This window comes from Glaciibacter superstes DSM 21135 (genome assembly GCF_000421145.1).
In the GTDB taxonomy this organism is placed as follows: Bacteria; Actinomycetota; Actinomycetes; order Actinomycetales; family Microbacteriaceae; genus Cryobacterium; species Cryobacterium superstes.
On record NZ_ATWH01000016.1, the window covers coordinates 37,950 to 63,491 of the forward strand.

Consider the following 25,542-nt stretch of genomic DNA (forward strand, 5'->3'; position numbering starts at 1 on the left):
ATGCCTGACACGATGTGTGTGAACCGATGACGTATTTCCACCCGAGCGGAACCCTCGCCGACGACCGAAACGATGTCATCTTCGCGCCGAACGGCACGAGCTGGCTGTACACCGGGCTGGAGGTGCTCACCCTGGCGCCTGGACAGAGTGTCACTGTCGAGCAGGGTGAGCGCGAAAGCATCGTGGTGCCGTTGGCGGGCAGCGTGTCGGTCTCGGTTTCAGCGACAACGGATGCCGGCGCCACCGAATATCGCCTCGCGGGCCGCGACTCCCCGTGGGGCGTGACCGACGTGCTCTACCTGCCGGTGCACACCAGAGCCACGATCACCGGGGCCGCCGGCGCCCGCATCGCGCTGCCGTGGGCGGTGGCAACCGAGGCGCATCCGGTGCAATACCTGGCGGCGGATGCCGTATCTTCTGAACTGCGCGGAGCCGGCATCTGCAGTCGGCAGGTGAACAACTTCGGCACACCAGCCGCGCTCCAGACCGACAGGCTCATCGCCTGCGAGGTGATGCAGCCAGGCGGAAACTGGTCGTCGTATCCCCCGCACAAACACGACGTCGACGGCGAGGCCGAGACCCAACTCGAGGAGATCTACTACTACGAGGTGGCGCCCTCCCCCGCCGGCACAGACGGTTTTGCGCTGCAGCGCGTCTACGGATCTGTCGCCGGCGACATCGACGTGACCGAAGAGGTGCGCACCGGCGACGTCGTGACCATCCCGTTCGGGTATCACGGCCCCACGGTCGCCGCCCCTGGCCACGACCTGTACTACCTCAACGTGATGGCGGGGCCACGCACGGCGTTGCACCCCGACCGGGAGTGGCTGATCAGCGATGACGCCGATCACGCCTGGATCCGCGGCCAGTGGGAACACGAAGCCGTCGACCCGAGGCTGCCGTTCGGCTGAGCCCCAGCCCTTGACTCGCACGACACACCGCTACACCGCTACACCGAATGAAGGCCGATCAACCTATGACATCCACACCGGCGACATCCGTACCCGAGAGTTCCGAAGCCGCGACTTCCACCGTCAGGCTGACCGTCGGCCAGGCCATCGTGCGCTTCCTCGGCGCCCAGCACACGGTGCGCGACGGCGTCGAACATCGTCTCGTCGAGGGGTTCTTCGGCATTTTCGGGCACGGCAACGTGGCCGGTCTCGGTCAGGCCCTGTTGCAGAGCGACCTGAATGATCCCGGCCGCATGCCCTACTGGCTGGCGCGCAATGAGCAGGGTGCCGTGCACGCGGCCACCGGTTTCGCCCGTCACCGGGGCCGCCTCTCCACCCTGGCGGTCACGACGTCGATCGGGCCGGGCGCCACCAACATGATCACGGGTGCCGCGCTGGCCACCATCAACCGCATTCCGGTGTTGCTTTTTCCTGCAGACGTCTTTGCCACCCGTAACCCCGACCCGGTGCTCCAGCAGCTCGAGCGCAGCGACGCGCAGGATGTCACGGTCAACGACGCGTTCCGCCCGGTTTCGGTATTCTTCGACCGGGTCTGGCGTCCAGAGCAGCTGCCCGCCGCTCTGCTTGGCGCGATGCGGGCGCTCACCGATCCGGCGCAGACCGGCGCAGTCACCATCGCGCTGCCTCAGGATGTTCAGCCGGAGGCGCACGATTGGCCGGTCGAGTTCTTCGACAAGAGGGTCTGGCGGGTGATGCGCCAGGGTGCGGATGCGGCATCCGTCGACGACGCTGCGGCCCTGCTCGCGTCGGCCAAGCGGCCGTTCATCGTCGCGGGCGGCGGGGTGCACTACTCCGAAGCCGAGGGCGTTCTGGCCGGCCTTGCGACGCGATGGGGAATCCCGGTCGGGCAGTCACAGGCGGGGAAGGGGGCGTTGCCGTCCGGGCATCCGTTCGACGTCGGCGGGGTTGGGGCAACTGGCACCACGGCTGCCAATGCGCTGGCCGCTGCGGCGGATGTCGTCATCGGCGTCGGTACTCGCTATTCGGACTTCACGACGGCATCCCGGTCGATTTTTGCCAACCCCGACGTGCGATTCATCAACCTCAACGTCGCGCAGCTCGACGCGGTGAAATTCGCTGGCCTGGCCGTGACAGGTGACGCACGCACAACGCTGGCCGCGCTTGGTGATGCACTGCCCAATTACGCGACGGATGCCGCATACCGCGCCGAGATCGACGCACTTCGCGACGAGTGGGCCGGGCACCGCGCGGAGGTGTTCGCGAGTGACTGGCAGGCCCGGGGAGAGACTGGCCGCACCTCGCAGGTGGAGCTGATCGGCATCCTGAACGAGACGCTCGGTGAGCACGACGTGATCGTGAACGCTGCCGGTTCTGCGCCGGGTGACCTGCACAAGCTGTGGGAGCCGGGGTCGGCGAAGCAGTATCACGTGGAGTACGGTTTCTCGACGATGGGCTACGAGATCGCTGGCGCGCTGGGGATCAAGCTGGCCGAGCCGGGCGTGCAGGTGGTGGCCCTCGTCGGCGATGGTTCGTACCTGATGCTCGCGCAGGAACTGGTGACGGCGATCGCGGAGGGCTTGAAGCTCGTGATCGTGCTGATCGACAACGAGGGTTTCGCGTCGATCGGCAACTTGTCGGAGTCGGTGGGGTCGCAGCGTTTCGGCACTCGGTATCGGTACAACGACGCCGGTTCCCCGTCAGCGGGCGGCATGCTGCCCGTCGACCTGGCGGCGAACCTGGAGAGCCTGGGGGCAAAAGTGTTGCGTGCCTCGTCGCCGGAGGAGTTCCGCTCCGCGCTGAAGGCCGCGCTGGCGGCTGAGACCACGACGGCCGTGTATGTGCAGACCGATCCACTGGCTCCCGGCTCGGTCGGCGGTGCGTGGTGGGATGTTCCGGTCGCCGAGGTGTCAGAACTCGAGTCGACGCAGGCCGCTCGTCGCGACTACGAGCGCGACCGACGCGCCCAGCGCCCGTACCTCTGAGCCGCCGCCCGCGCCGCGCGCGAGTCGCATCTCCGAACCTGGGCCGTCGCCGGCCACGAGAGTAGGAAGAATTAGCCTTTGCGCGCGCAAACGAGGAGATATTGCACCCTCAAGCGAGGCATCTCCTACTTTCGCGAGACCACTCAGCACTTGGGCGTGTCTCCCATATCTTTGTCCGAGGCTCACGTGCTGCGGCGACCGCCGAATACCTGAAGGTCAACCTGCTCGCGCATCTGGGCAATCGTCTTCCCGGTGGGTACCTGGGACCTGACCAGGGCGAGGAGCAGGCGTGCGCCGACCTTGCCGATCCAAAAGCGTCGGCGCGGGATGTCGATGCCGAACAGCTCGCGGTGCTCTGGGAGCATGCGCTCGAGGGCGGCATCGTTCATCATGCGTCCGATAAACAGGTCGATCCGCCGCGGCTTCTTGCCATCCTTTGGCGTGACACTCGTGCGGGATGTCATCATGTCGCGGAACCACACCGATTCCGGGATCGCGTGCAGCGTCGGAAGCATCGCCGCCATGTATGCGTCGAGCTCCCCAACGGTGCTGGGTAGCACCGCCGGATCAAGGCTGAGCAGTTCTCCCGCGATCTTCTGCTCGGCTACGTAGGTGTCCCGCTCGGCATCCGTGAGCTTTCCGGCCCCGTACTGCTTGAAAGCCCGCAACCCCGCCCACGTGAGCGAGTTCTGAACCCACAGTAAGAGCTCAGGCACTTCCGCGTTGTACGTGCTCCCGGTCTCCGGGTCAACGGCCTTCACCGCCTGGTGAATACGGCGAAGCGTCGCCCCCGCGTTCCGGGCGGATTCCGCGTCGGCGAAGGTGATCGTCTGCATGTAGAGACCGGTCTGCCGAGCACGCGACTCCGGATTCGTACGGAAGGCGGACGCCTGGTCGATCATTCGCATGACGCGTGGATGGAGCATCTGCGTCGTGGCCGCGAGGATCCCGACCAGCATCATCGCCGGGTCAGAGTGCACCTTCCAGGTCACACTCGCCGGGCCGAACAGACCGTCGTCCGCAGTGTGCCGCCCGGCGGTGATGTGGGCCGGGCGTTCGGTGATCGTCATGTTTTCTCACTCCTCGTCGAGGCAGGCGCCGGGCGCGCATCGTGCCGATACCACCCTGGTGGAGCTCGCATTGCCTCGAACGTTACCTCGATGACGACATCGATGCCCGGCGCCACGCGAGCGGCAAGATCCCCCAAAACAAGGCAGGCCGGTGGACCGGCCACCTTCACTTCGACGCCGCCCGCACAATGAGAACAAGGGCGGCCACAAAGACCAGCACCAGCGCCACGAAACTGACGCCGTAGAGCACCATGCCCCAGGGGGCGTGATCTCCCCCTGACGTGGCGAACGCGTCTGCGATCCCCATGCCGGCGGGAAAGGCAGCGAACCAATGAGACGGCGCCGCGAGCACGATCAGCACCAGGTCGGCAGCGACCACATACTTCGCGCGGGTTTTCGGAATCACCGCGGCAAGCACAACTACAAGCACTGCCAACACCGGCCCGATGATCGCCCAGGTGACGACCCACGGCGCGGCGAGCGTCTCGTTTGCGCGCTCAAGCCCAGCATGGATTTCCTCGAGGCGCGCGCCGGGAACCGCGGCGAGTGGATTCCACACCAGAGTCTGGAGTGCCCCGGCAACCGCGTAAGCGATGACCGCAACGAGCCCAAGAATGCTCGCAGCCACGGCGCACCCCGACCTTTGCGTTGCTCCGTTCCCCATCCCGCGAGCCTAGCGACATCGCTGAATCAGCATCGCGGCTCGGTTTGCAGGCCCTCCGTCGGTCGGCTTCCGGCCATCCCGTATGTATGGTGGGAACCGACGCACGACAATATGATCGATTTGCACGCGGGGTGGGAGAGTTTGGGCATGGGACTTCCACAGTGGATGTGGATCTGGCACCTGTCGCTGGTCACGTCGGTCATGGTGCCTTTCGGCATCCTGGTGCATTACTGGCGGCGTCCGGATGCCGCTCATCTCTTCACTCACGCGTCAGAAGGTTCTCCGTCGGCCGGGGTGTACCGCGCAGTGCGTCGCCAGGTTCTTCTCACGCGGATCGCGAGCGCAATAGCGTTCGTCGTGGTCGTCCTGAGCGTTGAAGGTGTGTGGCTGCCGAGCCGGGTCTCTGACCATTGGACCTCGTTCCTGGTGCCGATGACAGTCGCCACAGCCTGCATCCTCGTTCTCATGCTGGCGCCGACGACATCGCCGCGCGAAACGGCAGGATCGCCGCAACTGGCCGATTCGAGCGCACGCCCCGCATACTCCTTTGGCAAGACCTGGTGGTTCGTCGGCTGGAGCGCCACCGCCGCGATCCTGGCTGTGACCGCCATTGTCGCCGGACTGTTCGCCGGCGTCGACAACGACGGTCGCCACGCGATCTTCACGATCAACGTCGGCGAAGTCTCCGGCAGCACAACATTCCTCGGGTGGTACTTCGGCGTCCCCATCCTGATCGGCATCGCAGTGCTCGCGGCTGTCACGCTCGTCGCGCTCTGGCTGAGCGCGAGACGACGCGTGTCCAGCATCCCTGACCGGAAAAACGCCGACTCCTGGCTGCAACACCACCGGAACCGCACCATACTTCTCGTGGGCGCTGGCGCGCTGGTGGTGACGCTGGGCTGGGCGTTGCTCTCGATCAGCTCTGCTGGGTCGCTCTTCGTCTCTGGCCCATCTGGCACCGTCGGCTCCCCGTTCGCAGCTCTGTCCATTCCGCTCCGCGTTACCGGGCTGGTGCTCCAGGGCGTTGGCGTGGCCATGTTCCTCGTGCCTGCGTTCTCAAAACTACCGCGCTCGGCGCCAGTCGATTCAGACACGCCAGCCGCGGACGATCTCTCCCTCTCCGAGCTGCGTCCATAAACCAACAAAGGTAAGCCACTCGGCTCAGACCCCCGAACGCCGACGTTCAACCTTGGTCGCCGCTCGATGGCTCCGCACGTCTCCAACTGCGGCTGCGGCGTGCACCGCGTCGGTCTCGCCGCCTGCTGCGAGTTGCTGCACGCGTTGCGCTGTGAGTCCGAGCACTGCGCCGGCGTCTTTGAACGTGAGTCCGTCCGCGCGGAGACTTGCAACTGCGCGACGCGCGAGCGCGGCCGCTGCGGCGTTCTCCTGGCGCGCGACCGCTTCGCGTTGCTTGGCCTCCTTCCACGCTTCGCGGGCTTCGCCTGGAATCTCAATCGACACCGCGACATCGAACGTGTCTGGCGGGGCGTCGAGCCAGAGCCCGATGACCTCGCGGGCGACCTCCTCTACTTCGGTCACTCTGCGGGCTTGCCCCACCGTATCGAGTTCGGGAACCTGCACGAGCCACCATCGGCCGTCTTTGCTCGCGGTGACGTCATACGTCTTTCGGTCAATCACGGTGTCGGCCTCCTAACGCCAGTTCTTGGGGGTGTTCGGCAGCTTCTTGATCAGCTGGCCGACGATTCCGGCGCTGGTCTCGCGGTGACCAACAGGGATCGATTCTTTGACTGACTCGTCGGGCAGCCCCCACAATTCGTGGCTGCCCTTCGCGTCACGCAGGTATACCCATCCGTTTTCCTTCACGACCTTCATCACATCTCGAGTCTCCTGCGGTTTCGGCATGATCGAGTCTATCCCCCCTTGACGCCCTCGTCAAGAGGCCCTTGATAGTGCGGTGTGCGAAAAGAACGGAGGCCGTGGAACGGATGCCGTCGGCCCCGGCCCGCTTATTTGTCGACGAGGGTGACCTCGAAGGAGTACAGGTCTGGCCGGTAGCAGTGGCTGCCGAATTCGATCGCCCTGCCGGAGTTGTCGAACGCGGTGCGTTCCATCGTCAGCACCGGGCCGCCCTTATCGATTTCGAGCAGCGTGGTCTCCTCCGCGCTCGCCCGTCTCGCGCCGATCCGCTGCCTGGCCACGCGAATCATCGTGCCTCGCGCGCGAAGCAGCTGGTACAGCCCGTGCTCGGCGAGGTCCTCTTCCGAGAGATCGACCAGATCCCGCGGCAGATAGTTCTCCAGCACCGCGACCGGCACGTCATCTGCCCCGCGCACCCGGCGAATGTGCAGGATGGGATCTCCGACCGGCACACCGAGCACCTCGGCGATACGGGCATCCGCTTCGATAACCTCGTGCAGCAGCAACGACGTCGACGGATGCCGGTCACCACTTGCCAGGTCGTCATAGAGGCTGGTCAGCTCCACCTTGCGCGACACCTGGCCGTGCACAACCTGGGTTCCGATACCGCGCCGGCGCACCAGCATCCCCTTGTCGACGAGTTCCTGGATGGCCCGTCGCACGGTCGGCCTGGACAGTCCAAGCCGCTCCCCCAGAGCAATCTCATTCTCCAGTCGCGACCCGGGCGGCAGGTCGCCTTCGAGGATCGCGTTCTCGATACGACTCGCGATCTGAAAATACAGCGGCACGGGGCCGGAGCGGTCGAGATCCATGAACAACCCGCCAGGCAACGTGCTCTCCGCCTGCTTCACACAGCACCCCGCTCTCCTGGCCGACCTGCCGCGCCTCTGCCGCAGTGCCCTTTGTCATGACATTATCAGGGGTCGCGGTGTGCACCGGCTATTCCTTCACCGCGCCCTCGAGCATTCCCTTGATGAAGTGTCGCTGCAGGATGAAGTACAACACCACGACGGGCAGCGCAACCAGAACCGCTCCAGCCGCCAGCAGCGCCGTTCCCTGCGTGTACTGGCCCTGGAAGAACGCCAGCCCGAGCGGCGCGGTGCGCACGGCCCCGGTCGGCGACATGACCAGCGGAATGAGGAACTCGTTCCACGTCCACATGAACACCAGCACCACCATCGTGGTGATCGCCGGACGCCCCATCGGCACCAGGATCGACCAGAGAATGCGTTTCGGCGACGCCCCGTCCATCCGCGCGGCGTCGAGCACCGAACGGTTGACACCCTTGAAGTAGGTGCGCATCCAGTAGGTTCCGAACGCCACCGACTGCGCGACCTGCGGCAGCGCCACCGCCCAGATGGTGTCGGTCAGCCCCAGGCTCCGCAGGTCGAAGAACAGCGGTACGACGATCGCCTCGGCCGGCACCATGATGCCGAGCAGGAACACGTAGAACAGCACCTGTTCGCCGCGGAATGACATCGTGCCGAACGCGTATCCGCTGAGCACGGACAGCACCACGGTGAGGGTCACGACGATGACGGCGACGATGACGGATGTCGTCATGTATTGTCCGAAACGCCCCTCCTGCCAGGCGTCGATGAAGTTGCCCGGGTGGAAAGGGCCGCCCTCCCTGGCCGCTGAGGCGCTGGGCGGCGCAAAAGCCGACACCAGGATCGTCAGCATGGGCGCCAGGACGATCAACGAGAAGACGATCAGGATCGCGTAGTTCAGGAAACGTTCCGTGTTGCTGACCTTCATGAGGAGCTTCGGTCTCCAATGCGGTTGATGGTGAGGCTGATCAAGAAGATGAGTGCGGTGAGTGTCACTCCGACAGCCGCGGCTGACCCCACCTGCCCCAGCTCGAAGGCCCGGCGGTACACCTCGTAGCTCGGCACCGTCGTCGAGCTGCCGGGCCCGCCACTCGTCGTCACGTAGATGAGGTCGAAGGTCTTGAGGGAGGCGACGACGGTCAGCGTGAGCGCCACGGTGATCTCAGCGCGCACCGCCGGGACGATGATCGAGAAGAACTCCCGCACCGGACCTGCGCCGTCCATCCGCGCGGACTCGAAGTGCTCGAGCGGAATTTTTGCCATGCCGGCGAGCAGGAGCACCGTGACCAGTCCGGTCGACACCCAGGTGCCAATGATGCCGACGGCAGGCAGAGAGAAGGTGTAGTCGCCGAGCCAGGCGCGGGTGAGATCGTCGAGGCCGACGGCGCGAAGCACCATGTTGAGCTGGCCGTCTGGGGCGTAGATCTGTCGCCACGCAACCGCGACGACGACCATGGCGATGACCTGGGGCAGGAAGACGACGGTTCGAAACAGCGACAGGCCGCGCACCCTGGCACGGCTGAGCACAGCGGCGAGCACCAGTCCGATGCTCACGGGCAGGATCGCGTAAAAGAACACGAAGACCAGGGCGTGGCCAAATGCGTCCCGCAGCCGCTCGTCGCTGATGATTGCGGCGTAGTTGTCGAACCCGACGAAGGTGGCGAGGGTCAGGCCGTCCCATTCGAACAGTGACAGGTGCACAGCGCGGGCAAGGGGGTAGAGCAGGAAGGCGGCGTAGACGAGGAACGCGGGCAGGATGAACAGGTACGGGAGGAACCACTTGCCCTGCGTTGATGGACGGCGCCGGGATTGACGACGCGTTGCGCCGCCGCGCGGGGCGGAACGGCCTGTGCCGTTCCGCCCGCCATTCTCGGTTCTAGCCTGCTGCAGTGAACTCGGCATAGTCGGTTTCCAGCGCCTCGGTGAACGCTTTCGGGGTCAGCTGGCCGTCGAGCAGGCCCTGCAGGGACTCGCCGAGGGTGTCACCCATCGTCGGCGTTGCGTAGTCGAGGTACGGCAGCAGCACGCCATCCGTGGTCACCGACCCGAACGAGGAGTACACGTCGCGCAGCACGCCGGATTCCGGGGCGTACTTCTGGGTGTCGATAACCGGAAGGTTGCCGGTGTCCGCCAGGATCGCCATTGCGTCGTCGTTCGTGATGAAGTCGATGTACGCGGCAGCCAGGTCGGGGTTCTTGGTGGCGCTCGTCACCGTGAATGGCAACCCGGTGCCACCTGTGGTGTGGGCACCTTCGCCTGCGGTTGCCGGCGGGGTGAAGAATCCGACGTCGTCACCCATGGCATCTTCGAGGTCGGCCGCGAGCCAGGAGCCGCCCATGAGGAACACGCCCTCACCCTTCGTGAGCATCTGCCAGGCCGCGTCGTAGTCGGTTCCGTTGACCCCATCATTGAAGAAACCGTTGGTCTGCCACGAACTGAGTGTCTCGGTGGCAGCCTCGTTCTCCGGCGTCTCCCACGACGCGCCGGCGTTGCCGAAACCGAGCTTCTCGACCTGGTCGCTCGGCGCGAGGGCGCCCTGAACCGGACCGAAAACGTGCACGGCAGGCCACTTCTCGATGTTTCCGAGAAGAAGCGGCGTCTCGCCGGCACCCTTCGCGGTGGCCAGCGCCGCCTCGAAGCCCGCCCAGTCTTTCGGAAGCTCGACGCCGAGTCCGGCGAGTTTCGCCTTGCTGTAGAACACGCCGACGACCTCGCCGACCTGCGGGAGGCCGTAGGTGGAACCGCTGCCGAAGGTCGTGCCGTCTTCGCTGTACTGCGAGTACTTCAGGATGCTCTCCGGGAACCGGTCCTCCCACCCATACGCCTCAGACCAGGCGTCGAGCGGGAGTAGCTGTCCCGCTTCAACAAACGCGCCCATCGAGCTGCGGGCATTGTTTGCCTGCACGACGTCAGGGGCGTCATCGCCGCTGAGTGCGAGGCGCAGGGTCTTCCCGAGGTCGTCAAACGACTGCGACACCCGCTTGATGGTGATGTTCGGATACGCCTTCTCGAAAGCCGCATTCAGCTGCTTCATCTGTTCGTCCTGGCCGCCGCGAACCTCCTGGTCCCAGACGGTGAGCGTAAGATCGCCCATTTTCGAGACATCCGTCTGCACCGTGCGGTCGGGGTCGAGCGACGGCGCGGCGGTCTGACCGGAGCCCGGCGTGCACGCTGTGAGGGTCATGGCGATGGCGGCCGCTCCGGCGAGGCCAACTGCCAGCGAACGGGATATCCGCGACGTGGCCGTCCGTGATCTGCGCGTGAAGTTCATGCGATTTCCTTTCTCGGGAACCGGGTGCGGTTCAGTGGTGCCTGCTGTGGCCGATGGTGGCCTCCGCGCGACGAACGGCATCGCGTCTGGCCGCGGGAGTCTTTGCTTGAGGAATGAGGTCGCCCAGAAATCCGTAACTCGCGGCGATCCTGGCTGCCTCTGCATTCCGCCCAGAATCCCTCTTGGTAGTTTCCCACCAGTCTGCGATATCCCCCCATCCAGGAGACGCGAGCGAGCCCCCGAAATGCTGCACAGCCAGGGCGGAGCACAGGGTGGAGAACAGGAGCCTCTGTTCGAGCGGCCACTCCCCCAGTGTTCCGACCACGATGCCGGCGGAGAACACATCGCCCGCGCCGGTCGGGTCGACAGGGTCGACGAGAAGGGCGGGTACGGATGCCGTCTCGCCCGTGGTCGCATCCGTTGCGATGGCACCGTCTTTACCTTTGGTGACCACCACAAACGGCACCAGGTCGGAGAGTTGTGCGAGCGCTGCCTCCGGCGTCTCGGTGCGGGTGTATGCCATCGCCTCGACGTGGTTCGGCAGGAACGCGTGGCAACGGCCGAGATTGGCGAGGTCGGCCTGGTCCCACTTCTCAGTGGGGTCCCAGCCCACGGCCGCGAAGACCTTCGCCTGGTCGGCCGCGGATGTGAACCACCACGGCTCGTCTTCGCCCGGTGCGATCAGGTCGGTCACGAGGGCTCGCGACCGGGGTGGCGTGCCGATCAGTTCGAGCTGGCTGACCGGGATGGGATGACCGTGGGTGATCATGCTGCGGTCGCCTTGGGTCGCGATCGACACCGTCACCGCGGAGTGCCAGTCGGGAAAAATACGCGACCTACTGAGGTCGATGTGCTCCTGTTGGCTGAGGAGCGACCATGACCAGTGTCCGTACACGTCATCGCCGAATCCGGCAGCCAGACCGGTGCTGAGACCAAGACGGGATGCCGCGACCGCGAGGTTGGCGATCCCGCCGGGAACTGAGCCCATGCCCTCTGCCCAGACCTCGGTGCCTGGCCTCGGTTCGGAGGGGAGACCGGTGAAGACGATGTCGAAGAACAGTGGGCCGGCGAGGAACAGGTCGAGGTCTTGCTCGAGCGTCGGCTCGGGGTCGGTCGGCGCTTCGACGCGTGGGTGGACGTTTTCCACTGAATCCTCTTCCAGCGGCGCGAAATGCGCGCGGACGGTGTGACGGAATTGCCTGTTGCGGGTGCAGTGGAGTGTGAGCTCCCTTGCTTACGTCAGGACATTATCACGCAGGATTGAGCAGAACAAGCCACAGTTTCTGCTTGAAGCTGCTCACTCCTGCTTGCTACTATGAGCGCATGCTCACCACCACGCGCCAGGCGACGATCTTGCGCCGAGTGAAGGAAACCGGCGAAGCATCCGTCACCGACCTGGCCGAGATCATGCAGGTCAGCCCCTCCACGATCCGTCGAGATCTGAACTCGCTCAGCGCCGACGGACTGTTGCGACGCGTGCGCGGCGGCGGAAGCGTCGAGCCAGACGAGGTCCCCTTCCAGGAGGTGGCAGAGCGGTCCGCCTCGTCCAAGGAGCGGATTGCCGCCGTCGCGGCCTCGCTGGTGGCAGACGGAGACGTCGTCGTGCTCGACATCGGCACCACCACCGCCCTCATCGCGCGGGCGCTCCGCGGCAAGGCGATCACCGTGATCACCTCGAGCATCGCCGTACTCGACGAATTGCGGGCAGACACTGGCATCGAACTCATCATGCTGGGCGGCGTGCTGCGGCGTTCGTACCATTCGCTGGTCGGGTCGCTCACCGAAGGCGCACTGAGCCAGCTGCGGGCCACCATCTGCTTTGTCGGCACCAGCGGAATCCGGCCTGACGGCACGGTTCTCGACTCCACCGGCATCGAGGTTCCGGTCAAACGCGCGATCCTCGCCTCTGCGCCGCACATTGTGCTGGTGGCCGACGAGACCAAGTTCCCCGGCACCGGCATCCTCTCCGTCTGTGAACCCTCAGCCATCAACACCCTGATCACCTCCGATGCCGCGGACCGCGCGACGCTCGAGGTGTTTCGCCAGAGCGGAAGCGACGTGGTTCTCGCGTGAAACTGACCATCATCGGCGGCGGCGGATTCCGTGTGCCGCAAATCTTTGAGGCAATCTCGTCCGACGGCGATCACGCCAGGGTGACCGAGTTGTGCCTGTTCGACGTGTCGCGTGAGCGGCTCGACATCATCAACTCGGTGCTGATGCAGCTGGCCGAGTCGCTGGCTCGTCCGCCGCGGGTCACGCTGACGACCGATCTCGATGAGGCCATCACCGGCGCCCAGTTTGTGTTCTCTGCGATGCGCATCGGCGGCGCCGAGGGTCGGATCAAAGACGAGCGCATCGCGCTTGATCTCGGTGTGCTCGGCCAGGAGACCATCGGTCCGGGCGGTCTGGCCTACGCGCTCCGCACGCTGCCGCACGCGAGGCGCCTGGCTGAGCGAGTCGCCGCGCTGGCACCGGATGCCTGGGTGATCAATTTCACGAATCCGGCCGGAATGGTCACGGAGGCGATGCGTGCATCGCTCGGCGACCGCGTTATCGGAATCTGCGACACCCCGATCGGCCTGATGCGGCGGGCCGTGCACGCGGTCGGTTCGACGCCGGATGCCGTTGACTTCGATTACGTCGGCCTCAACCACCTGGGATGGTTGCGCCGGGTCTCGGTCGGCGGGCAAGACCTGCTGCCGGGATTGCTCGCCAGCGACGAGGCTCTCGGCGGCATCGAAGAGGCCCGCCTGATGGGCTTCGACTGGGTGCGGGCGCTGGGCGCGATTCCGAATGAGTACCTGTACTACTACTACTTCGAGCGGGAGGCGACCGAACGCATCCGTTCGTCTGCGGAAACGCGCGGGCAGTTTCTGCAACGCCAGCAATCGGTTTTCTACCGCGAGGCGCATCAGCACCCTGGCAGCGCGCTGGCGCTCTGGAACCGCACCAAGCACGACCGCGAGTCGAGTTATATGGCGGAGAGCCGGCCGGAGGAGGAGCGCGACAACCGCGAGGAGAGCGACATCGACGGCGGCGGCTACCAGACGGTGGCCCTCGACCTGATGTCGGCGCTGGTGAACGGGCGCGAGTCCACGATGATTCTGAACGTTGCCAATCGCGGGAACGTGGCTGAGCTGCCGGATGAGGCCGTGATCGAGGTGGCGTGCACCGTCGGGGCCGGCGGCGTCGCGCCGCACAACGTTGCGCCGGTCACGGGCGACATGCTCGGGCTGATGCAGCAGGTGAAGGCGGTGGAGCAGCTGACCATCGCGGCATCGGTCAGCCGCGACAGGGCACTGGCGTGGCGCGCGATCGCGGCGCATCCGCTGGTCGACTCGATCAGTGTCGCCCGGAAGCTGTTCGACACGTACCGCGCTGAGATTCCGGGCGTGGCCGCCGCCTTCGAGTAGCGCGCACGTGCGGCGTCTGCACTACTCCTGCAGAATGCGGCTGCCCGCCGGCCGCCACCCCGCACCGACCGGCATCCGTCGCCTCAGCTGCGGACGCTGCAGGAGTTATCCACGGCCGGACGCGTGGCCAACTCAGGAGATTCCGACAGAACAGCCACGATCAGCGCAGTCTCAACCCCACATCCACGAGATCTCCTGAATTACCCACCGGCCCGGCCACAACGGATGCGGCGGGACGGTTGACGACCCCGCCAGGAGCTAGAGCACCGCGCTGGAGGGGGCCCAGAGGTTGATGTCCTGGTCGGTGGCGTGCTCGTCGATCGCTGCAAGCTCGTCGTCGCTGAAGGTCAGGTTGTCGAGGGCGGCGACGTTGGTCTCGAGCTGGGCGACGGATGACGCGCCGACCAGAGCAGACGTCACGCCCTGGTGTCGCAGCACCCAGGCAACCGCGAGCTGCGCGAGTGACTGCCCACGGGCATCCGCTATTTCAGTCAGCGCGCGAATGCTCGCGAGCGTCTCGTCGTTCACCATGTGGCTGCCTGCCGACCCCTCGCGGGCGACGCGGGAATCCTCCGGGATGCCGCCGAGGTAACGATCGGTGAGCAGCCCCTGCGCCAGCGGCGAGAAGGCGATGCAGCCGGCGCCGAGGTCTTCGAGGGTGTCGAGGAGTCCGTCTTCGACCCAGCGGTTGAACATCGAATACGACGGCTGATGGATGAGTAGCGGGGTGCCCAGGTCGGCGAGAATCTCGGCCGCGCGTCGAGTGCGCTCTGGCGAGTACGAGGAGATACCGGCGTAGAGCGCGCGGCCGCTGGTGACGGCGGTGTGCAGCGCGCCCATCGTCTCTTCGAGCGGAGTGTCGGGGTCTGCACGGTGCGAGTAGAAGATGTCGACGTAGTCGAGTCCCATGCGCCCGAGCGACTGGTCGAGGCTCGACAGCAGGTACTTGCGCGAACCGAAGTTGCCGTATGGGCCCGGCCACATGTCGTAGCCGGCCTTGGTGGAGATGACCAGTTCGGCGCGGTGGGCGGAGAAGTCCTCGCGCATCAGCTGGCCGAAGTTCGTCTCTGCCGAGCCATAGGGAGGTCCGTAGTTGTTGGCGAGGTCGAAGTGCGTGATGCCGAGGTCGAACGCCCGGCGCAGGATGGCCCGCTGCGTGTCGAGCGGCTTCACATCGCCGAAGTTCTGCCAGAGCCCGAGCGAGATCGCGGGTAGCTGAAGGCCGCTCCGCCCGGTGCGGCGGTAGGGCATGGAGTCGTATCTGGATTCAGCGGGGAGGTAGGTCACCCCTTAATCATGCCAGCGTTCGGAACCCGCGAGGCACCCGCTCGCCGCGCGCCACTAACGCGCGGATGCACCACGCGCGCATGGCGCATCCACGCCTAATTGGCGCGTCGCATCCCGGCCGGCCAGCGCCGGGTGTCAGTGCTGCGTGAGAACATTAACGGATGCCGACAAACTTTCCCCTGGTGGATGTCGCCGACATCGTGCGCCTGGTCGGAAAGGCCGCCTTCGACCGCGGACGCGCCTACTCCCGCAACGGTGCGGTGCAGGAGATCACCTGGGACGCCGACTCGCAGCGCCTGAGCGGCGCCGTGCAGGGCGGTGAACCGCTGCCGTACCACTGCCGCGTCGACCTCGTCGCGAGCAAGAATGGTTATAGCCGCCCCGGGACCAGCTCGTGCAGCTGCCCTATGAGCTACGACTGCAAACACGTCGCCGCCACGATCCTCGCCAGCAATACCGACCACGTGCGCCAAGGGAGCCCCGGCCCACTCACCGACTTGCATCGCGCCCAGTTAGCGGCTGGCTTGCCGCTCACTCCCCTGGGTAACACTGGGCTGCCGGTTCCCTCCAGAGAGCCAGCGCAGCCGTCCGCGCCGGTTCAACCGGACTGGAAGTCGGCCGTCGGCTCTCTCAGCGGCTCTCGCGACGCATCCGTCGTCACCGCCAACGGCGGTTTCCCCGCAGACAACACACAGAGTGCGCCGATGGGTCTGCAGTTCGAACTGCGGGAGCAGATACCGAGGCCGAACGAGCGCTGGCGTGGTCCGTCTGTGCGCACCGCGACGGTCGAACGCTCCGAGATCGGCACCTTTCGGCTGGGCGTGCGACCGGTCATGCGCAACAGCAGAGGCAACTGGGTACGAGCCAACCTGGCCTGGAACAATATCACCTACCAGCTGAACCGGCTGAACCTGGAGCCGGCGCAGCACCGCTGGTTCTGCCAGTTCATCGCCCTGCACCGGGCCACCCGCGAGGCATACGTCGGTGGCGGGGAGGCCGACTGGGTCTACCTCGATGACTTCCCGAGTCCACTGTTGTGGACGCTGTTCGACGAGGCGGCTGATCTGGGCATCCGCTTCGCCGGGAGTGCGAAGGATGCCGTCGTCACTATCGCCAGAGACGCAACGGTCAGTCTCGATGCGAGTGTGGTTTCAGATGCGCAAACGGATGCCGCTGGCACGGACCCAGCGCGCGACGAGGCTCCAGCGCGCGACGAGGCCGGGCTCCGTCTCACGACCACGCTCACGCTCGACGGTGAGCGGCATCCGCCAGACGCTGCAGGCACGATTGGCGACCACGGCGTCTACGCCTGGAACCTCGTGCCGCACACCTCCATCTCACTCGCACCGACGGCCGAAACGCTCAGCCGGGAACAGCGCCGGCTGCTCGGGCAGCCCTCGTCGGTTGAGATTCCCGCGTCTGACGTCGACGAGTTCCTGACCGAGTACTACCCCGCGCTCCGCCAGTCGATCCTGGTGACCAGCACGGATGCGTCGGTGAAATTCCCCGAGATCGAACCACCGTCGCTGGTTCTCACCGCCACCTACCGGCCGAAGCACACCCTCGACCTCGAGTGGGCGTGGGAGTACCGCAGCGGCTCGGCCGTGGCGCGGCATCCGTTGTCGCCGTCAGCGCCGCACGGATCTCACGCCGCCAGCGGCGGAGCACGGGACGTCGCAGCCGAGGCGAAAGCACTTGACCTCGTGACGGCCACGCTGGGAACGGTGCCTGCGGCGAACGCCACTCTGCAGGGCATCGACGCGGCGGAGTTCACGGAGAAGACACTCCCGCTGCTGCATGGCCTGGGCGGCGTGCGGGTCGATGTTGTCGGCGAGCAGCCAGAATACCGGGAACTGACCGACGCGCCGAAGCTGAAATTCACCACCGTTGAGACCGACCAGCGCGACTGGTTCGATCTCGGCGTCATCGTCACCATCGAAGACAAGAAGGTGCCGTTCGGCCCGCTGTTCAAGGCCCTGTCGACGGGCAAGAAGAAGCTGCTCCTGATCGACAATTCCTACCTTTCGCTCAGCCACCCGGCCTTCGAACAGCTCAAGGATCTGATCGCTGAAGCCGGTGCGCTCGACGAGTGGGAGACCGGCGTGCGCATCAGTCGCTACCAGGCCTCCCTCTGGGAAGAGTTCGAAGACCTCGCCGAGGAGACGGAAGAGGCCCAGTCCTGGCGAGACGCGGTCACCGGGCTCAACCGGCTCATGTCGCTCGACACTGTCATCGAAGCGACCCCGCTCCCGACCGGACTGGACGCCACGATGCGCCCATACCAGCTTGACGGATTCGGCTGGCTGACCTTCCTCTGGAAACACGGCCTCGGCGGAGTCCTCGCAGACGACATGGGGCTCGGCAAGACGCTGCAGACCCTGGCGCTGTTCGCGCACGCGGTCGAGCACAGGCCAACCACGCAGCCTCGCAAGCCGTTCCTGGTCGTTGCCCCGACATCCGTCGTCTCGAACTGGCTCACAGAGTCCGCGCGATTCACCCCCGGCCTGGCCGCTGTCGCCATCACAACGACGCAGGCCAAGGGGCGGATGCCGCTGGCCGAGATCGTCGACGGGGCCGATGTGGTCGTCACCTCCTATGCGCTCTTCCGGCTCGATTTCGAGGCGTACCAGACCGAGGACTGGGCGGGGCTGATCCTCGACGAGGCACAGTTCGTGAAGAACCGTGCCGCCAGGGTGCACATCTGCGCGCGGGAGCTGAAGGCGCCGTTCAAACTGGCCATCACCGGCACCCCCATGGAGAACAACCTGATGGAGCTGTGGTCGCTGTTCGCGATCGTCGCGCCCGGCCTGTTCCCCTCAGCGCGGCGATTCACCGAGGAGTACCAGCGGCCGATCGAGGTCGGCGACAAGGGAGTCAGCAATAAGGGCGAGAAGAGGCCGGCCGGCACGGTGACCAGGGCGGAGCTACTCGCGCGGTTGCGCCGGCGCATCCGTCCGTTGATGATGCGGCGCACGAAAGATCTCGTGGCGACTGAGCTGCCGGCGAAGCAGGAGCAGGTGCTGCAGATCGACCTCGAGCCGCGGCACCGCAAGCTGTACGACACGTTCCTGCAGCGCGAACGGCAGAAGCTGCTCGGCCTGCTGGAAGACATGGACAAGAACCGGTTCATCGTGTTCCGGTCGCTGACGCTGTTGCGGATGCTGAGCCTGGACGCGTCGTTGGTCGACGAGAAGTATGCGGCGATCCCCTCAAGCAAGCTCGACGCACTCTTCGAGCAGCTCGAAGACGTTGTGGCGGAGGGGCACCGGGCGCTGATCTTCAGCCAGTTCACGTCGTTCCTCGGCAAGGCGGCGGCCCGGCTCGACGAACTGGGTGTGCCGTACGCCTACCTCGACGGGTCGACCAGGCGGCGCGCCGAGGTGATCAAAAAGTTCAAAGACGGCGAGGCCCCGGTGTTCTTGATCAGCTTGAAGGCGGGCGGTTTCGGGTTGAACCTGACGGAGGCCGACTATGTCTTTCTGCTCGACCCGTGGTGGAATCCGGCGACGGAGGCGCAGGCGGTCGACCGCACGCACCGCATCGGCCAGACCAAGAACGTCATGGTCTACCGGATGGTGGCGACAGGCACGATCGAGGAGAAGGTGATGGCGCTGAAGGACAAGAAGGCAAAACTCTTCAATGCCGTGATGGACGACGACGCCATGTTCAGTTCCGCGCTGACGGCCGACGACATCCGTGGTCTTCTCGGCGCCTGAGGAGCTGCACCTACCCGGTTATCCGAGCGCCACGATCAGGCACAGCACCGCCAGCAGCAGCGACACCGGGGTCATCACGTTCCGCTCCGGCTTGCTGCGCGAGATCCCGTTCAGCACGATACCCAGGGTGAAATACCCGGTCAGTACCCACATCGCGACGTAGACCACGCCGTCCGGTTCAATGACGTGTGATCCCTGCTCGTTCGAGCGTCACGAACGCGAACAGCGCGTAGAGGACGATGGAGATGGCGCTCCCCACGCGCAGCCGGGTCGGCAGCACCTTGGACTGCCCTCCCCAGGCGAAATGCCCCAGCGGAAGACCAGCGATCAGCAGCACCTGGCCGATGGCGAGTGCGCCGAGTATCACGCAGATGAGCACGGCAGCAGCAGTTGTCATGGTGTTGATCATAGGGAGTCCGGACGCCCTCCTGCGTGCGTCGCGTCGGCAGAATCCCATACCTGGGTATGGGACGGATAGCTCTAGAGATGGACGCGGTGGGGGTCCTCCGATTTCTACTCTGAAACCATGACGTTTCTAAACACCCTGAACGAGTTCGTGGTCTCACTCGCCGGCTCGCCCTGGGTGTACCTCATCACGCTCGCCGTCGTGATCATCGATGGGTTCTTCCCGCCCATCCCGAGCGAATCAGTGGTCGTGGCGCTCGGCGCGCTGGCCATCTCGACGGGGGCACCGAACCTGTTTCTGCTGCTCCTGGTGGCGTCCGTCGGCGCAACGACGGGCGACACCATCGCCTACCTGATCGGCCGACGCATCGGAGTCGACCGATTCAGGTGGATGCGTCATCCTCGGGTCGCGAGGGCGATCGAGCGTGCCCGCTCGGCGCTGGATCGTCGCGCTGCGATGCTGCTGCTGACTGCCCGGTACATCCCGGTCGGCCGCGTCGCTGTGAACATGACCGCGGGCGCGACCGGCTTCCCACTGCGACGTTTCCTCCCACTTGCCATGCTCGCCGGGCTCAGCTGGGCGACGTACTCGATTCTCATCGGAGTGCTGGCTGGCGCCTGGGTGCACGACAACCCGTTGCTCGGTGCCGGGGTGGCCATCGTGCTGGCACTGGTGATCGGATTCGTGGTAGACGCCGTGCTCACCCGGGTCACCAGGCGGCGGGATGCGCGCCGCGAACTCACGCTGGAACTCGAGTCGAGCGAGGTGCGCGAGCCAGAACTCGCTGCAGCCAACCGCTCCTGAGCCCACCCGAATCCGAGCCGCTGGCCCGATATCCCGAACCGTTCGACGGAGATTTTCGCAGAATACGTCAAGCTGACCGCCAGATCGGTCGTTACCGGCAATATCTCCGTCGAACGGTTCAGAAGCCCGGGTGGTGCGGAGGAGTGACGGACGAAGAGGAAGCCGGAACGAACTCGGCAGGCTAAACGAGCGCTCCCGCCTCGGCGATCTCGCTGTGCCCCTGGTCGGTCACCGTGATGCGCAGGTGTGCAGGGATCTGCTCCTTCATCGCGTCGACGTGGCTGATCAGGCCGATCGTGCGCCCGCCTGAGCGCAAGCTGTCGAGCGTTCCCATTGCGATCTCGAGCGTGTCGCTGTCGAGCGACCCGAACCCCTCGTCGATGAACAGCGTGTCGAGCGTGATCCCCCCGGCCTGGTTCGTGACGACCTCGGCCAGCCCGAGCGCCAGAGCCAGCGACGCCAGGAACGTTTCGCCGCCCGACAATGAATGCGTCGCCCGTGCGCGCCCGGTGTGCTGGTCGAGAATCGCCAGCCCGAGCCCCGACTTCGCACCCCGAAACTGCAGGGAGTCATCGTGCTCGAGCGTGTACCGCCCGCTCGTCATCGACCGCAGTCGCACGTTCGCCGCCGCCACGATCTCCTCGAGCTGCGCGGCGAGAACGTAGGTCTCCAACCGCATCCGTTTGGTATTCGGCTCATTGCCCTGCATCGCACTCGCAAGCTCCCGCAGCTGCCTATATTCATCGTGCAGGCGAGCGGATGCCGTGAGTTGCGTGCGCACAGAGGTCACGACCCGAGCCAATTGACTTTGCCTCTCCCTCAGCGAGCTCTCTGTGGCCAGCGCCAGGTCGCGGGCCGACCTGGCTTCTGCGAGAGCCTCGCGACTCGCGTCGAGTTCGACCGACGCATCGGGCAACTCGGCGAGGTCGGGCTCGGCCAGCGTCGACTGCGACGTGCTCACCGCTTGGTCGTGCTGACGAATGCGGTTCTCAAGACCGGTAATTTCGGCGGCGGGCAGTTTGGCCTCCACAGCGTCATCTTCATCGGCAAAACCGTGCTCCTCAAGCTGCGTGTTCAAAGTCTCGCCCGCATCGGCGAGGGTCTTCTCTGCTGAAAGCTTCCCGCCGCTGGCCTCGGCGAGGCGATTCGCGGCCTCCAGCTCGGCTTGGAGCGCCGCGACATGCTCTGACACACTCGAAAATTCGCCGCGGTGCCTGGCAACGCGCTCATCGAGCGCGCTGAATTCAGCCTGACTCACGGCAAGCAACTTCGACACGTCGTCATGCGCAGAGCGCAATTGCGAGAGACTCTCCTGCGCAACCTTGAGCTCGGCTCTGAGACGAACCTGATCGGCCTCGAGCGTTGTTGCTTCCTCCCCTGCTGCGCGCACATCCGCCTGCGTCGCGTGGGCAGCGTCGAGTTCTTCATCGAGCGTCTCGACGCTCTTCTTGCCGGCTGCGGTGCGCGATTCGGTGAACCGGGTGGCGATTCGCTGCGTCTCACCGTGCGCGTCATCGGCGACGGCCTTCGCCTCGTCGGCCGCGAGGCGCGCACGCTCGATGTCGTCGTCGGTGACCGGTTCTGCGTTGGGCTCGGCCGGGGCAGGGTGCGCGGTCGAACCGCACACACTGCACGCCTCGCCGTCAACAAGTTCGGCGGCGAGTTCTGCCGCGTGACCGTTCAGCCGCTGCTGCATCAGGGAGTGCACGAGCGCTGTCGCCGTGGCGTTCAGTCCGCTGGCGTCCGTCGCAGCGCGAAGTGCTTCCGCGTGCTGTTTCTCCAGCTTGGCTGCCGTGGCAGCGGACTTTCGCGCCGCCGCCAGCCGGTCAACCTTGAGGTTGGCTTCGGTCTCCCCAGCGGCCCGAATCTGCGCGGCCGAGAGCCTGACTCCGACGCCATCGATCTGCTCTGGCAGAGATTCGATCCGCTCGGTCGCCGCCGTGACAGCAGACTCCGCTCCCTCGAGCCGCTCCTTCAGGTCGCCAATCTCCGCGACGAATGCGGGCAGGCGCGCTTCCTCCGCCACGACAAATTCGAGGGTACCGAGTTTCTTGGTGACTCGGCCGATCGTGGACTTCAGGGCCGCGCTCGAGACCGAATCCGAGGCCGCTTCCGAGTCGCCTTCCGAGTCGTCAGCGTACGGCGCGTAGGCATCACGAGCGTCGTCCAGAGCGGATGCCGCGGTCGCAAGTGCCGACGCCGCCTCGCGTCGCGTCTTCACCTGCGACCACACCAGGGCGGCGCGGTTGGCAGCGTTGACGCTGTCTCGGTTGCCATCGATCGCCGCACTATCCGCGTTCAGGGCAACGAGCTTTTCCGCCGCACTGTCACGCCGGATTTGCCGCTTCTGTACGTCGGCCAAGTCACGGTGCGCAGCGTCGGCGGCCGTGAAGGTTGCATCTGCCGTGGTGGCGGCGACCGCTGCCTGCACGCGCTCCTCATCGAGGGCGGCGAGAGCGGAGTCGAACCACTCGAGGTCTGGCGACTCGGGCGGGTCACGGTGCACTAGAGCAGCTGCCTGCACTGCCTGTTGCTCCAGCCGTTCCCTTGCCGTGCCCAGTTCTGCTTCGAGCGCTTTGCGACGTTCCACGAGCACCGACTCCATCTGCTCGAAGCGACTCGTTCCGAACAGGTTGCGCAGCACGGATTGGCGTTCCTCGTTCTTCGCGAGCAGAAACTGCTGGAAGCGGTTCTGCGCCAGCAGGATCACCTGCAGAAACTGCTCTTTCGACAGCCCGAGAATGCGATCGAGATCATGGCCGACGTCGACCGGGCGCGCTGACATCCCTTCCCACACCCCGTCAGCGAAGCGGAACAGTTCGGCAGTGGTCTTCTGAGTGGTGGTTCCGGTGCCACGCGCTTTCGGCCGTTCGTATTCCGGGGTGCGGCGCACCCGGTAGTCGACGTCTCCGACCGCAAACTCGAGTTCGACGTAGCTCGGGTCGTCTGCGGTGCAGTAATCGCTGCGCAGCTTCTGCTGCGTGGTGTCGTAGCGTGGGATGCTGCCGTAGAGGGCGTAACAGATGGCGTCGAGAATGCTCGACTTGCCCGCGCCAGTCTTGCCGGTAATGAGGAAGAGACCGTCGTCGCGGAAGCCCTCGAAGTCGACTCGCTGCTCTTCTTTGTATGGGCCGAAACCAGCGATGGCGAGACGTTTGATTCTCACGCGGCCTGCTCCGCGGCATCCGTCTTCGTGTCAGCTGTCGTGTCGGCCGTCGTGTCGGCCGTCGTGTCGGCCGTCGTGTCGTTGTCGCCGGTGGCGCTGGCTGTGGCGACGGCGGACACGTCCAACTCGGACGCCGCAACGCTCGCAATGACCTCGCCGATCAGCTCGCTTTCGAACTCGCTCGGACCGACACCGTTTCGCACGTGCTCGAGAAACCCGGCCACGATCTCGCGGTCGGACTTCTTGTTGATCCGCTCGGCGTAGGTGGCGATGGTGGCTGCGGCCGACACCGCGGGGCGGTGCTCGAGCGTCACGCACCAGGGGAATCGCTGCTGTAGCCGGCGCATGCCGTCCATAGGCCGAACCTGATCGGTGAGCACCGCGGACACCCACGAGGCCTCATGGGCGGCGAGGGCGGCATCCGTCAGCAGTTCGTCGATGTTGCCGGTGATCACGCGCAGCGTGCGGGGAACGGGCAGGTCGACCCAGTCGACGGATGCCAGCCCAGACTCGTCGAGGTCGACCAGCCAGCAGCCGCGCGGTTTTCCGGCCTCGGAGAATGAGTAGTGCAGCGGCGCACCGGGGTAGCGCACCCGCTCACTGAGTGTCGACCGGCCGTGAATGTGACCGAGGGCGACATAGTCTGGCCCGTCGAAGACGCCGAGCGGCACGTAGTCGAGCCCGCCGGCCGTGATGTCGCGTTCGACGTCGGTGGCGCCCGATTCGGCGCCGACGCCCACGGCGAAGCAGTGCGAGAGCACAACCGAACGCCCACCGCGCTCGGCGAGGTCGGTGCGGATGTTGTCCATCGCGAAGCTCAGCACCTGCTCGTGGCTGCGCAGCTCCACCTCGGGATACCGGCTGCGGATAAGAGCCGGCTCAAGGTAGGGGATGCCGTAGAACTGCACCGGCCCATGCTCGTCGCTGAGCGTGACCGTCTGATCGTGCTGCTCAGGCCGGGTGATGATGTGGATACCGGCGAGTCCGGCGAACTCAGACAGGTAGCCGAGGCGGGCCGCTGAGTCGTGATTGCCGCTGGTCATGACAACGGATGCCCCTGCGCCGCGAATTGCGCCCAGTGCGTCGGTCAGCGCCAGGATGTTCTCGGCAGCCGGTGTCGCCGAGTCGAAGATATCGCCCGAAACGGCCACCACATCCACCCGGTGTTCGCGCACGACCTCGACCAGCGCGCCCAGCACGCCGCGCAGGTTCGCCAGCGTCGAATGCGCGTGGAACGTGCGGCCGATGTGCCAGTCCGAGGTGTGCAGGATTCTCATGTTTCCACGGTAACCGCGACCACCGACACCGTCGGCAGCACCCACGGCCAGCCGCAAGTGCGCTGCACTATTCGCTCTCGCGCTCAGCACTCGCGCGTGCAGGCGAGATCGCCAAGTTGCCCTGCGGATGACGCGGCAGAGTCACCTATTCGGCGTGACCCTCCGCCGACTCCGCACCCGACTCCGCACCCGACTCGGTGGGGAACGGTGTTGCCGGAGTATCGGCCTTGGCAGGGTCTTCCTGCGCCATTGCCAGAGCGGAGGCCTCCGGCACCCACGTGATGTCGCCGTGCTCCACGTTCGCACCGCGCGCCATCACGAACAAGAGCGAAGACAGTCGATTCAGGTACACGGCTGTCAGGGGATTCACCGCATCGGGATGCGCCTCGATGGATAGCCACACCGCGCGCTCGGCTCGACGAACCACACACCGCGCCATGTACAACAGGGCAGCCGCGATCGTGCCGCCAGGCAGCACAAAACCACTCAGGTCCTTCGCCTCCTGCGCAAAATGGTCGACCGCTCGCTCAAGCCGTTTAACATGCGACTCGCGAATGCGCGCGGCCGCCTCCTCGTCACTGTCGAACGGCACGGCCAGGTCTGCCACCACGTCGAAGAGGTCGTTCTGCACGCTGGCGAGAGTTGACGTCACCTCGATCGGCAGCCCGCCTCCGGCCATTGCGACGCTGACTGCGGCGTTTGCTTCGTCACAGTCTGCGTACGCGGCGACCCGCACATCCGTTTTCGATACTTCGCCGTGCCGGCCGAAGATTGTGCGCCCGTGATCACCCTCGCGCGTGTAGTAGGCCGGTTCAGCCGCGTCGGAATTCTCGAGTTCAGCCATAA

General features: G+C 65.7%; 22 protein-coding genes. 7 read left to right on the top strand and 15 right to left on the bottom strand.

The window, feature by feature from the left end; genetic code table 11:
* Positions 1 to 26 precede the first annotated feature (26 nt).
* Together iolB and iolD are read left to right on the top strand one after the other, a co-directional pair.
* Positions 27 to 911, top strand: a complete 885-nt coding sequence (gene iolB, locus K323_RS0120160; RefSeq protein WP_022887072.1) for a 5-deoxy-glucuronate isomerase — start codon at positions 27 to 29, stop codon at positions 909 to 911.
* A 65-nt stretch (positions 912 to 976) separates the two neighbouring features.
* A complete protein-coding gene (gene iolD, locus K323_RS0120165) occupies positions 977 to 2,914 on the top strand; it encodes a 3D-(3,5/4)-trihydroxycyclohexane-1,2-dione acylhydrolase (decyclizing) (protein ID WP_022887073.1) in 1,938 nt (645 codons plus the stop codon).
* Positions 2,915 to 3,096: 182 nt separating this feature from the next.
* On the opposite strand, the gene K323_RS29125 is transcribed toward iolD, so the two are convergent.
* Both K323_RS29125 and K323_RS0120175 read right to left on the bottom strand, forming a co-directional pair.
* Entirely contained in the window at positions 3,097 to 3,984 is an 888-nt protein-coding gene (locus K323_RS29125) for an oxygenase MpaB family protein (protein WP_022887074.1), read from the bottom strand.
* 166 nt (positions 3,985 to 4,150) lie between these two features.
* Complete coding sequence (locus K323_RS0120175) at positions 4,151 to 4,612, bottom strand: hypothetical protein (protein ID WP_022887075.1); 462 nt, start codon at positions 4,610 to 4,612, stop codon at positions 4,151 to 4,153.
* A gap of 183 nt (positions 4,613 to 4,795) precedes the next feature.
* Between K323_RS0120175 and K323_RS0120180 the strand changes: the two genes are divergently transcribed.
* A complete protein-coding gene (locus K323_RS0120180; protein ID WP_022887076.1) occupies positions 4,796 to 5,785 on the top strand; it encodes a hypothetical protein in 990 nt (329 codons plus the stop codon).
* Positions 5,786 to 5,809: 24 nt separating this feature from the next.
* On the opposite strand, the gene K323_RS27545 is transcribed toward K323_RS0120180, so the two are convergent.
* The 7 genes from K323_RS27545 to K323_RS0120215 all read right to left on the bottom strand — a co-directional run bounded on the left by K323_RS27545 (position 5,810) and on the right by K323_RS0120215 (position 11,774).
* A complete protein-coding gene (locus tag K323_RS27545; protein WP_022887077.1) occupies positions 5,810 to 6,286 on the bottom strand; it encodes a hypothetical protein in 477 nt (158 codons plus the stop codon).
* 12 nt (positions 6,287 to 6,298) lie between these two features.
* Complete coding sequence (locus K323_RS0120190) at positions 6,299 to 6,511, bottom strand: type II toxin-antitoxin system HicA family toxin (RefSeq protein ID WP_022887078.1); 213 nt, start codon at positions 6,509 to 6,511, stop codon at positions 6,299 to 6,301.
* Between the two features lie 104 nt (positions 6,512 to 6,615).
* Positions 6,616 to 7,338, bottom strand: a complete 723-nt coding sequence (locus K323_RS0120195; RefSeq protein WP_051147459.1) for a GntR family transcriptional regulator — start codon at positions 7,336 to 7,338, stop codon at positions 6,616 to 6,618.
* Between the two features lie 127 nt (positions 7,339 to 7,465).
* Positions 7,466 to 8,284, bottom strand: coding sequence for a carbohydrate ABC transporter permease (locus K323_RS0120200; RefSeq protein ID WP_022887080.1), 819 nt, complete (start codon positions 8,282 to 8,284; stop codon positions 7,466 to 7,468).
* Positions 8,281 to 9,258, bottom strand: coding sequence for a carbohydrate ABC transporter permease (locus tag K323_RS27550; protein ID WP_022887081.1), 978 nt, complete (start codon positions 9,256 to 9,258; stop codon positions 8,281 to 8,283). Before K323_RS27550 ends, K323_RS0120200 begins: the two co-directional genes overlap by 4 nt.
* Positions 9,233 to 10,627 (bottom strand): ABC transporter substrate-binding protein, encoded by a 1,395-nt coding sequence (locus tag K323_RS0120210; protein WP_022887082.1) that lies wholly within the window; start codon positions 10,625 to 10,627, stop codon positions 9,233 to 9,235. Before K323_RS0120210 ends, K323_RS27550 begins: the two co-directional genes overlap by 26 nt.
* A 31-nt stretch (positions 10,628 to 10,658) precedes the next feature.
* Complete coding sequence (locus tag K323_RS0120215) at positions 10,659 to 11,774, bottom strand: carbohydrate kinase family protein (RefSeq protein WP_022887083.1); 1,116 nt, start codon at positions 11,772 to 11,774, stop codon at positions 10,659 to 10,661.
* Between the two features lie 176 nt (positions 11,775 to 11,950).
* Here K323_RS0120215 and K323_RS0120220 point away from each other — a divergent pair, with 176 nt between their 5' ends.
* Both K323_RS0120220 and K323_RS0120225 read left to right on the top strand, forming a co-directional pair.
* On the top strand, positions 11,951 to 12,700 hold the full coding sequence (locus K323_RS0120220) for a DeoR/GlpR family DNA-binding transcription regulator (RefSeq protein ID WP_022887084.1): 750 nt from the start codon (positions 11,951 to 11,953) through the stop codon (positions 12,698 to 12,700).
* Positions 12,697 to 14,040, top strand: a complete 1,344-nt coding sequence (locus K323_RS0120225; RefSeq protein ID WP_022887085.1) for a 6-phospho-beta-glucosidase — start codon at positions 12,697 to 12,699, stop codon at positions 14,038 to 14,040. The genes K323_RS0120220 and K323_RS0120225 overlap by 4 nt, the downstream gene beginning before the upstream one ends.
* Before the next feature lie 258 nt (positions 14,041 to 14,298).
* Here the strand turns inward: K323_RS0120225 and mgrA are convergent, their stop codons facing one another.
* The gene (gene mgrA / locus K323_RS0120230; RefSeq protein ID WP_022887086.1) at positions 14,299 to 15,327 is read right to left on the bottom strand and encodes an L-glyceraldehyde 3-phosphate reductase; all 1,029 of its coding nucleotides are present in this window, start codon (positions 15,325 to 15,327) and stop codon (positions 14,299 to 14,301) included.
* Positions 15,328 to 15,488: 161 nt separating this feature from the next.
* Between mgrA and K323_RS0120235 the strand changes: the two genes are divergently transcribed.
* Positions 15,489 to 19,043: a DEAD/DEAH box helicase gene (locus tag K323_RS0120235; RefSeq protein ID WP_022887087.1), complete on the top strand. Its 3,555-nt coding sequence runs from the start codon at positions 15,489 to 15,491 to the stop codon at positions 19,041 to 19,043.
* A gap of 18 nt (positions 19,044 to 19,061) precedes the next feature.
* Here K323_RS0120235 and K323_RS30785 read toward each other — a convergent pair whose 3' ends face one another.
* Positions 19,062 to 19,211, bottom strand: coding sequence for a hypothetical protein (locus K323_RS30785; protein WP_342663018.1), 150 nt, complete (start codon positions 19,209 to 19,211; stop codon positions 19,062 to 19,064).
* A gap of 10 nt (positions 19,212 to 19,221) precedes the next feature.
* On the bottom strand, positions 19,222 to 19,440 hold the full coding sequence (locus tag K323_RS30790; protein ID WP_342663019.1) for a hypothetical protein: 219 nt from the start codon (positions 19,438 to 19,440) through the stop codon (positions 19,222 to 19,224).
* A gap of 129 nt (positions 19,441 to 19,569) precedes the next feature.
* Between K323_RS30790 and K323_RS27560 the strand changes: the two genes are divergently transcribed.
* Positions 19,570 to 20,253: a DedA family protein gene (locus tag K323_RS27560; protein ID WP_022887088.1), complete on the top strand. Its 684-nt coding sequence runs from the start codon at positions 19,570 to 19,572 to the stop codon at positions 20,251 to 20,253.
* Between the two features lie 181 nt (positions 20,254 to 20,434).
* Here K323_RS27560 and K323_RS0120265 read toward each other — a convergent pair whose 3' ends face one another.
* From K323_RS0120265 to K323_RS27570, 3 genes are all read right to left on the bottom strand, one after another.
* A complete protein-coding gene (locus K323_RS0120265) occupies positions 20,435 to 23,419 on the bottom strand; it encodes an AAA family ATPase (RefSeq protein ID WP_022887089.1) in 2,985 nt (994 codons plus the stop codon).
* A complete protein-coding gene (locus tag K323_RS27565) occupies positions 23,416 to 24,696 on the bottom strand; it encodes an exonuclease SbcCD subunit D (protein WP_084697546.1) in 1,281 nt (426 codons plus the stop codon). The genes K323_RS0120265 and K323_RS27565 overlap by 4 nt, the downstream gene beginning before the upstream one ends.
* 145 nt (positions 24,697 to 24,841) lie before the next feature.
* Complete coding sequence (locus K323_RS27570; RefSeq protein ID WP_022887091.1) at positions 24,842 to 25,540, bottom strand: cob(I)yrinic acid a,c-diamide adenosyltransferase; 699 nt, start codon at positions 25,538 to 25,540, stop codon at positions 24,842 to 24,844.
* Between the last annotated feature and the right edge of the window lie 2 nt (positions 25,541 to 25,542).

Coding starts and splice junctions, on each gene's coding strand:
- iolB (WP_022887072.1), top strand. CDS start 27: ATGACGTATTTCCACCCGAGCGGAACCCTCGCCGACGACCGAAACGAT.
- iolD (WP_022887073.1), top strand. CDS start 977: ATGACATCCACACCGGCGACATCCGTACCCGAGAGTTCCGAAGCCGCG.
- K323_RS29125 (WP_022887074.1), bottom strand. CDS start 3,984: ATGACGATCACCGAACGCCCGGCCCACATCACCGCCGGGCGGCACACT.
- K323_RS0120180 (WP_022887076.1), top strand. CDS start 4,796: ATGGGACTTCCACAGTGGATGTGGATCTGGCACCTGTCGCTGGTCACG.
- K323_RS0120190 (WP_022887078.1), bottom strand. CDS start 6,511: ATGCCGAAACCGCAGGAGACTCGAGATGTGATGAAGGTCGTGAAGGAA.
- K323_RS0120195 (WP_051147459.1), bottom strand. CDS start 7,338: ATGGATCTCGACCGCTCCGGCCCCGTGCCGCTGTATTTTCAGATCGCG.
- K323_RS0120200 (WP_022887080.1), bottom strand. CDS start 8,284: ATGAAGGTCAGCAACACGGAACGTTTCCTGAACTACGCGATCCTGATC.
- K323_RS27550 (WP_022887081.1), bottom strand. CDS start 9,258: ATGCCGAGTTCACTGCAGCAGGCTAGAACCGAGAATGGCGGGCGGAAC.
- K323_RS0120210 (WP_022887082.1), bottom strand. CDS start 10,627: ATGAACTTCACGCGCAGATCACGGACGGCCACGTCGCGGATATCCCGT.
- K323_RS0120220 (WP_022887084.1), top strand. CDS start 11,951: ATGCTCACCACCACGCGCCAGGCGACGATCTTGCGCCGAGTGAAGGAA.
- K323_RS0120235 (WP_022887087.1), top strand. CDS start 15,489: ATGCCGACAAACTTTCCCCTGGTGGATGTCGCCGACATCGTGCGCCTG.
- K323_RS30790 (WP_342663019.1), bottom strand. CDS start 19,440: ATGACAACTGCTGCTGCCGTGCTCATCTGCGTGATACTCGGCGCACTC.
- K323_RS27560 (WP_022887088.1), top strand. CDS start 19,570: ATGACGTTTCTAAACACCCTGAACGAGTTCGTGGTCTCACTCGCCGGC.
- K323_RS27565 (WP_084697546.1), bottom strand. CDS start 24,696: ATGAGAATCCTGCACACCTCGGACTGGCACATCGGCCGCACGTTCCAC.
- K323_RS27570 (WP_022887091.1), bottom strand. CDS start 25,540: ATGGCTGAACTCGAGAATTCCGACGCGGCTGAACCGGCCTACTACACG.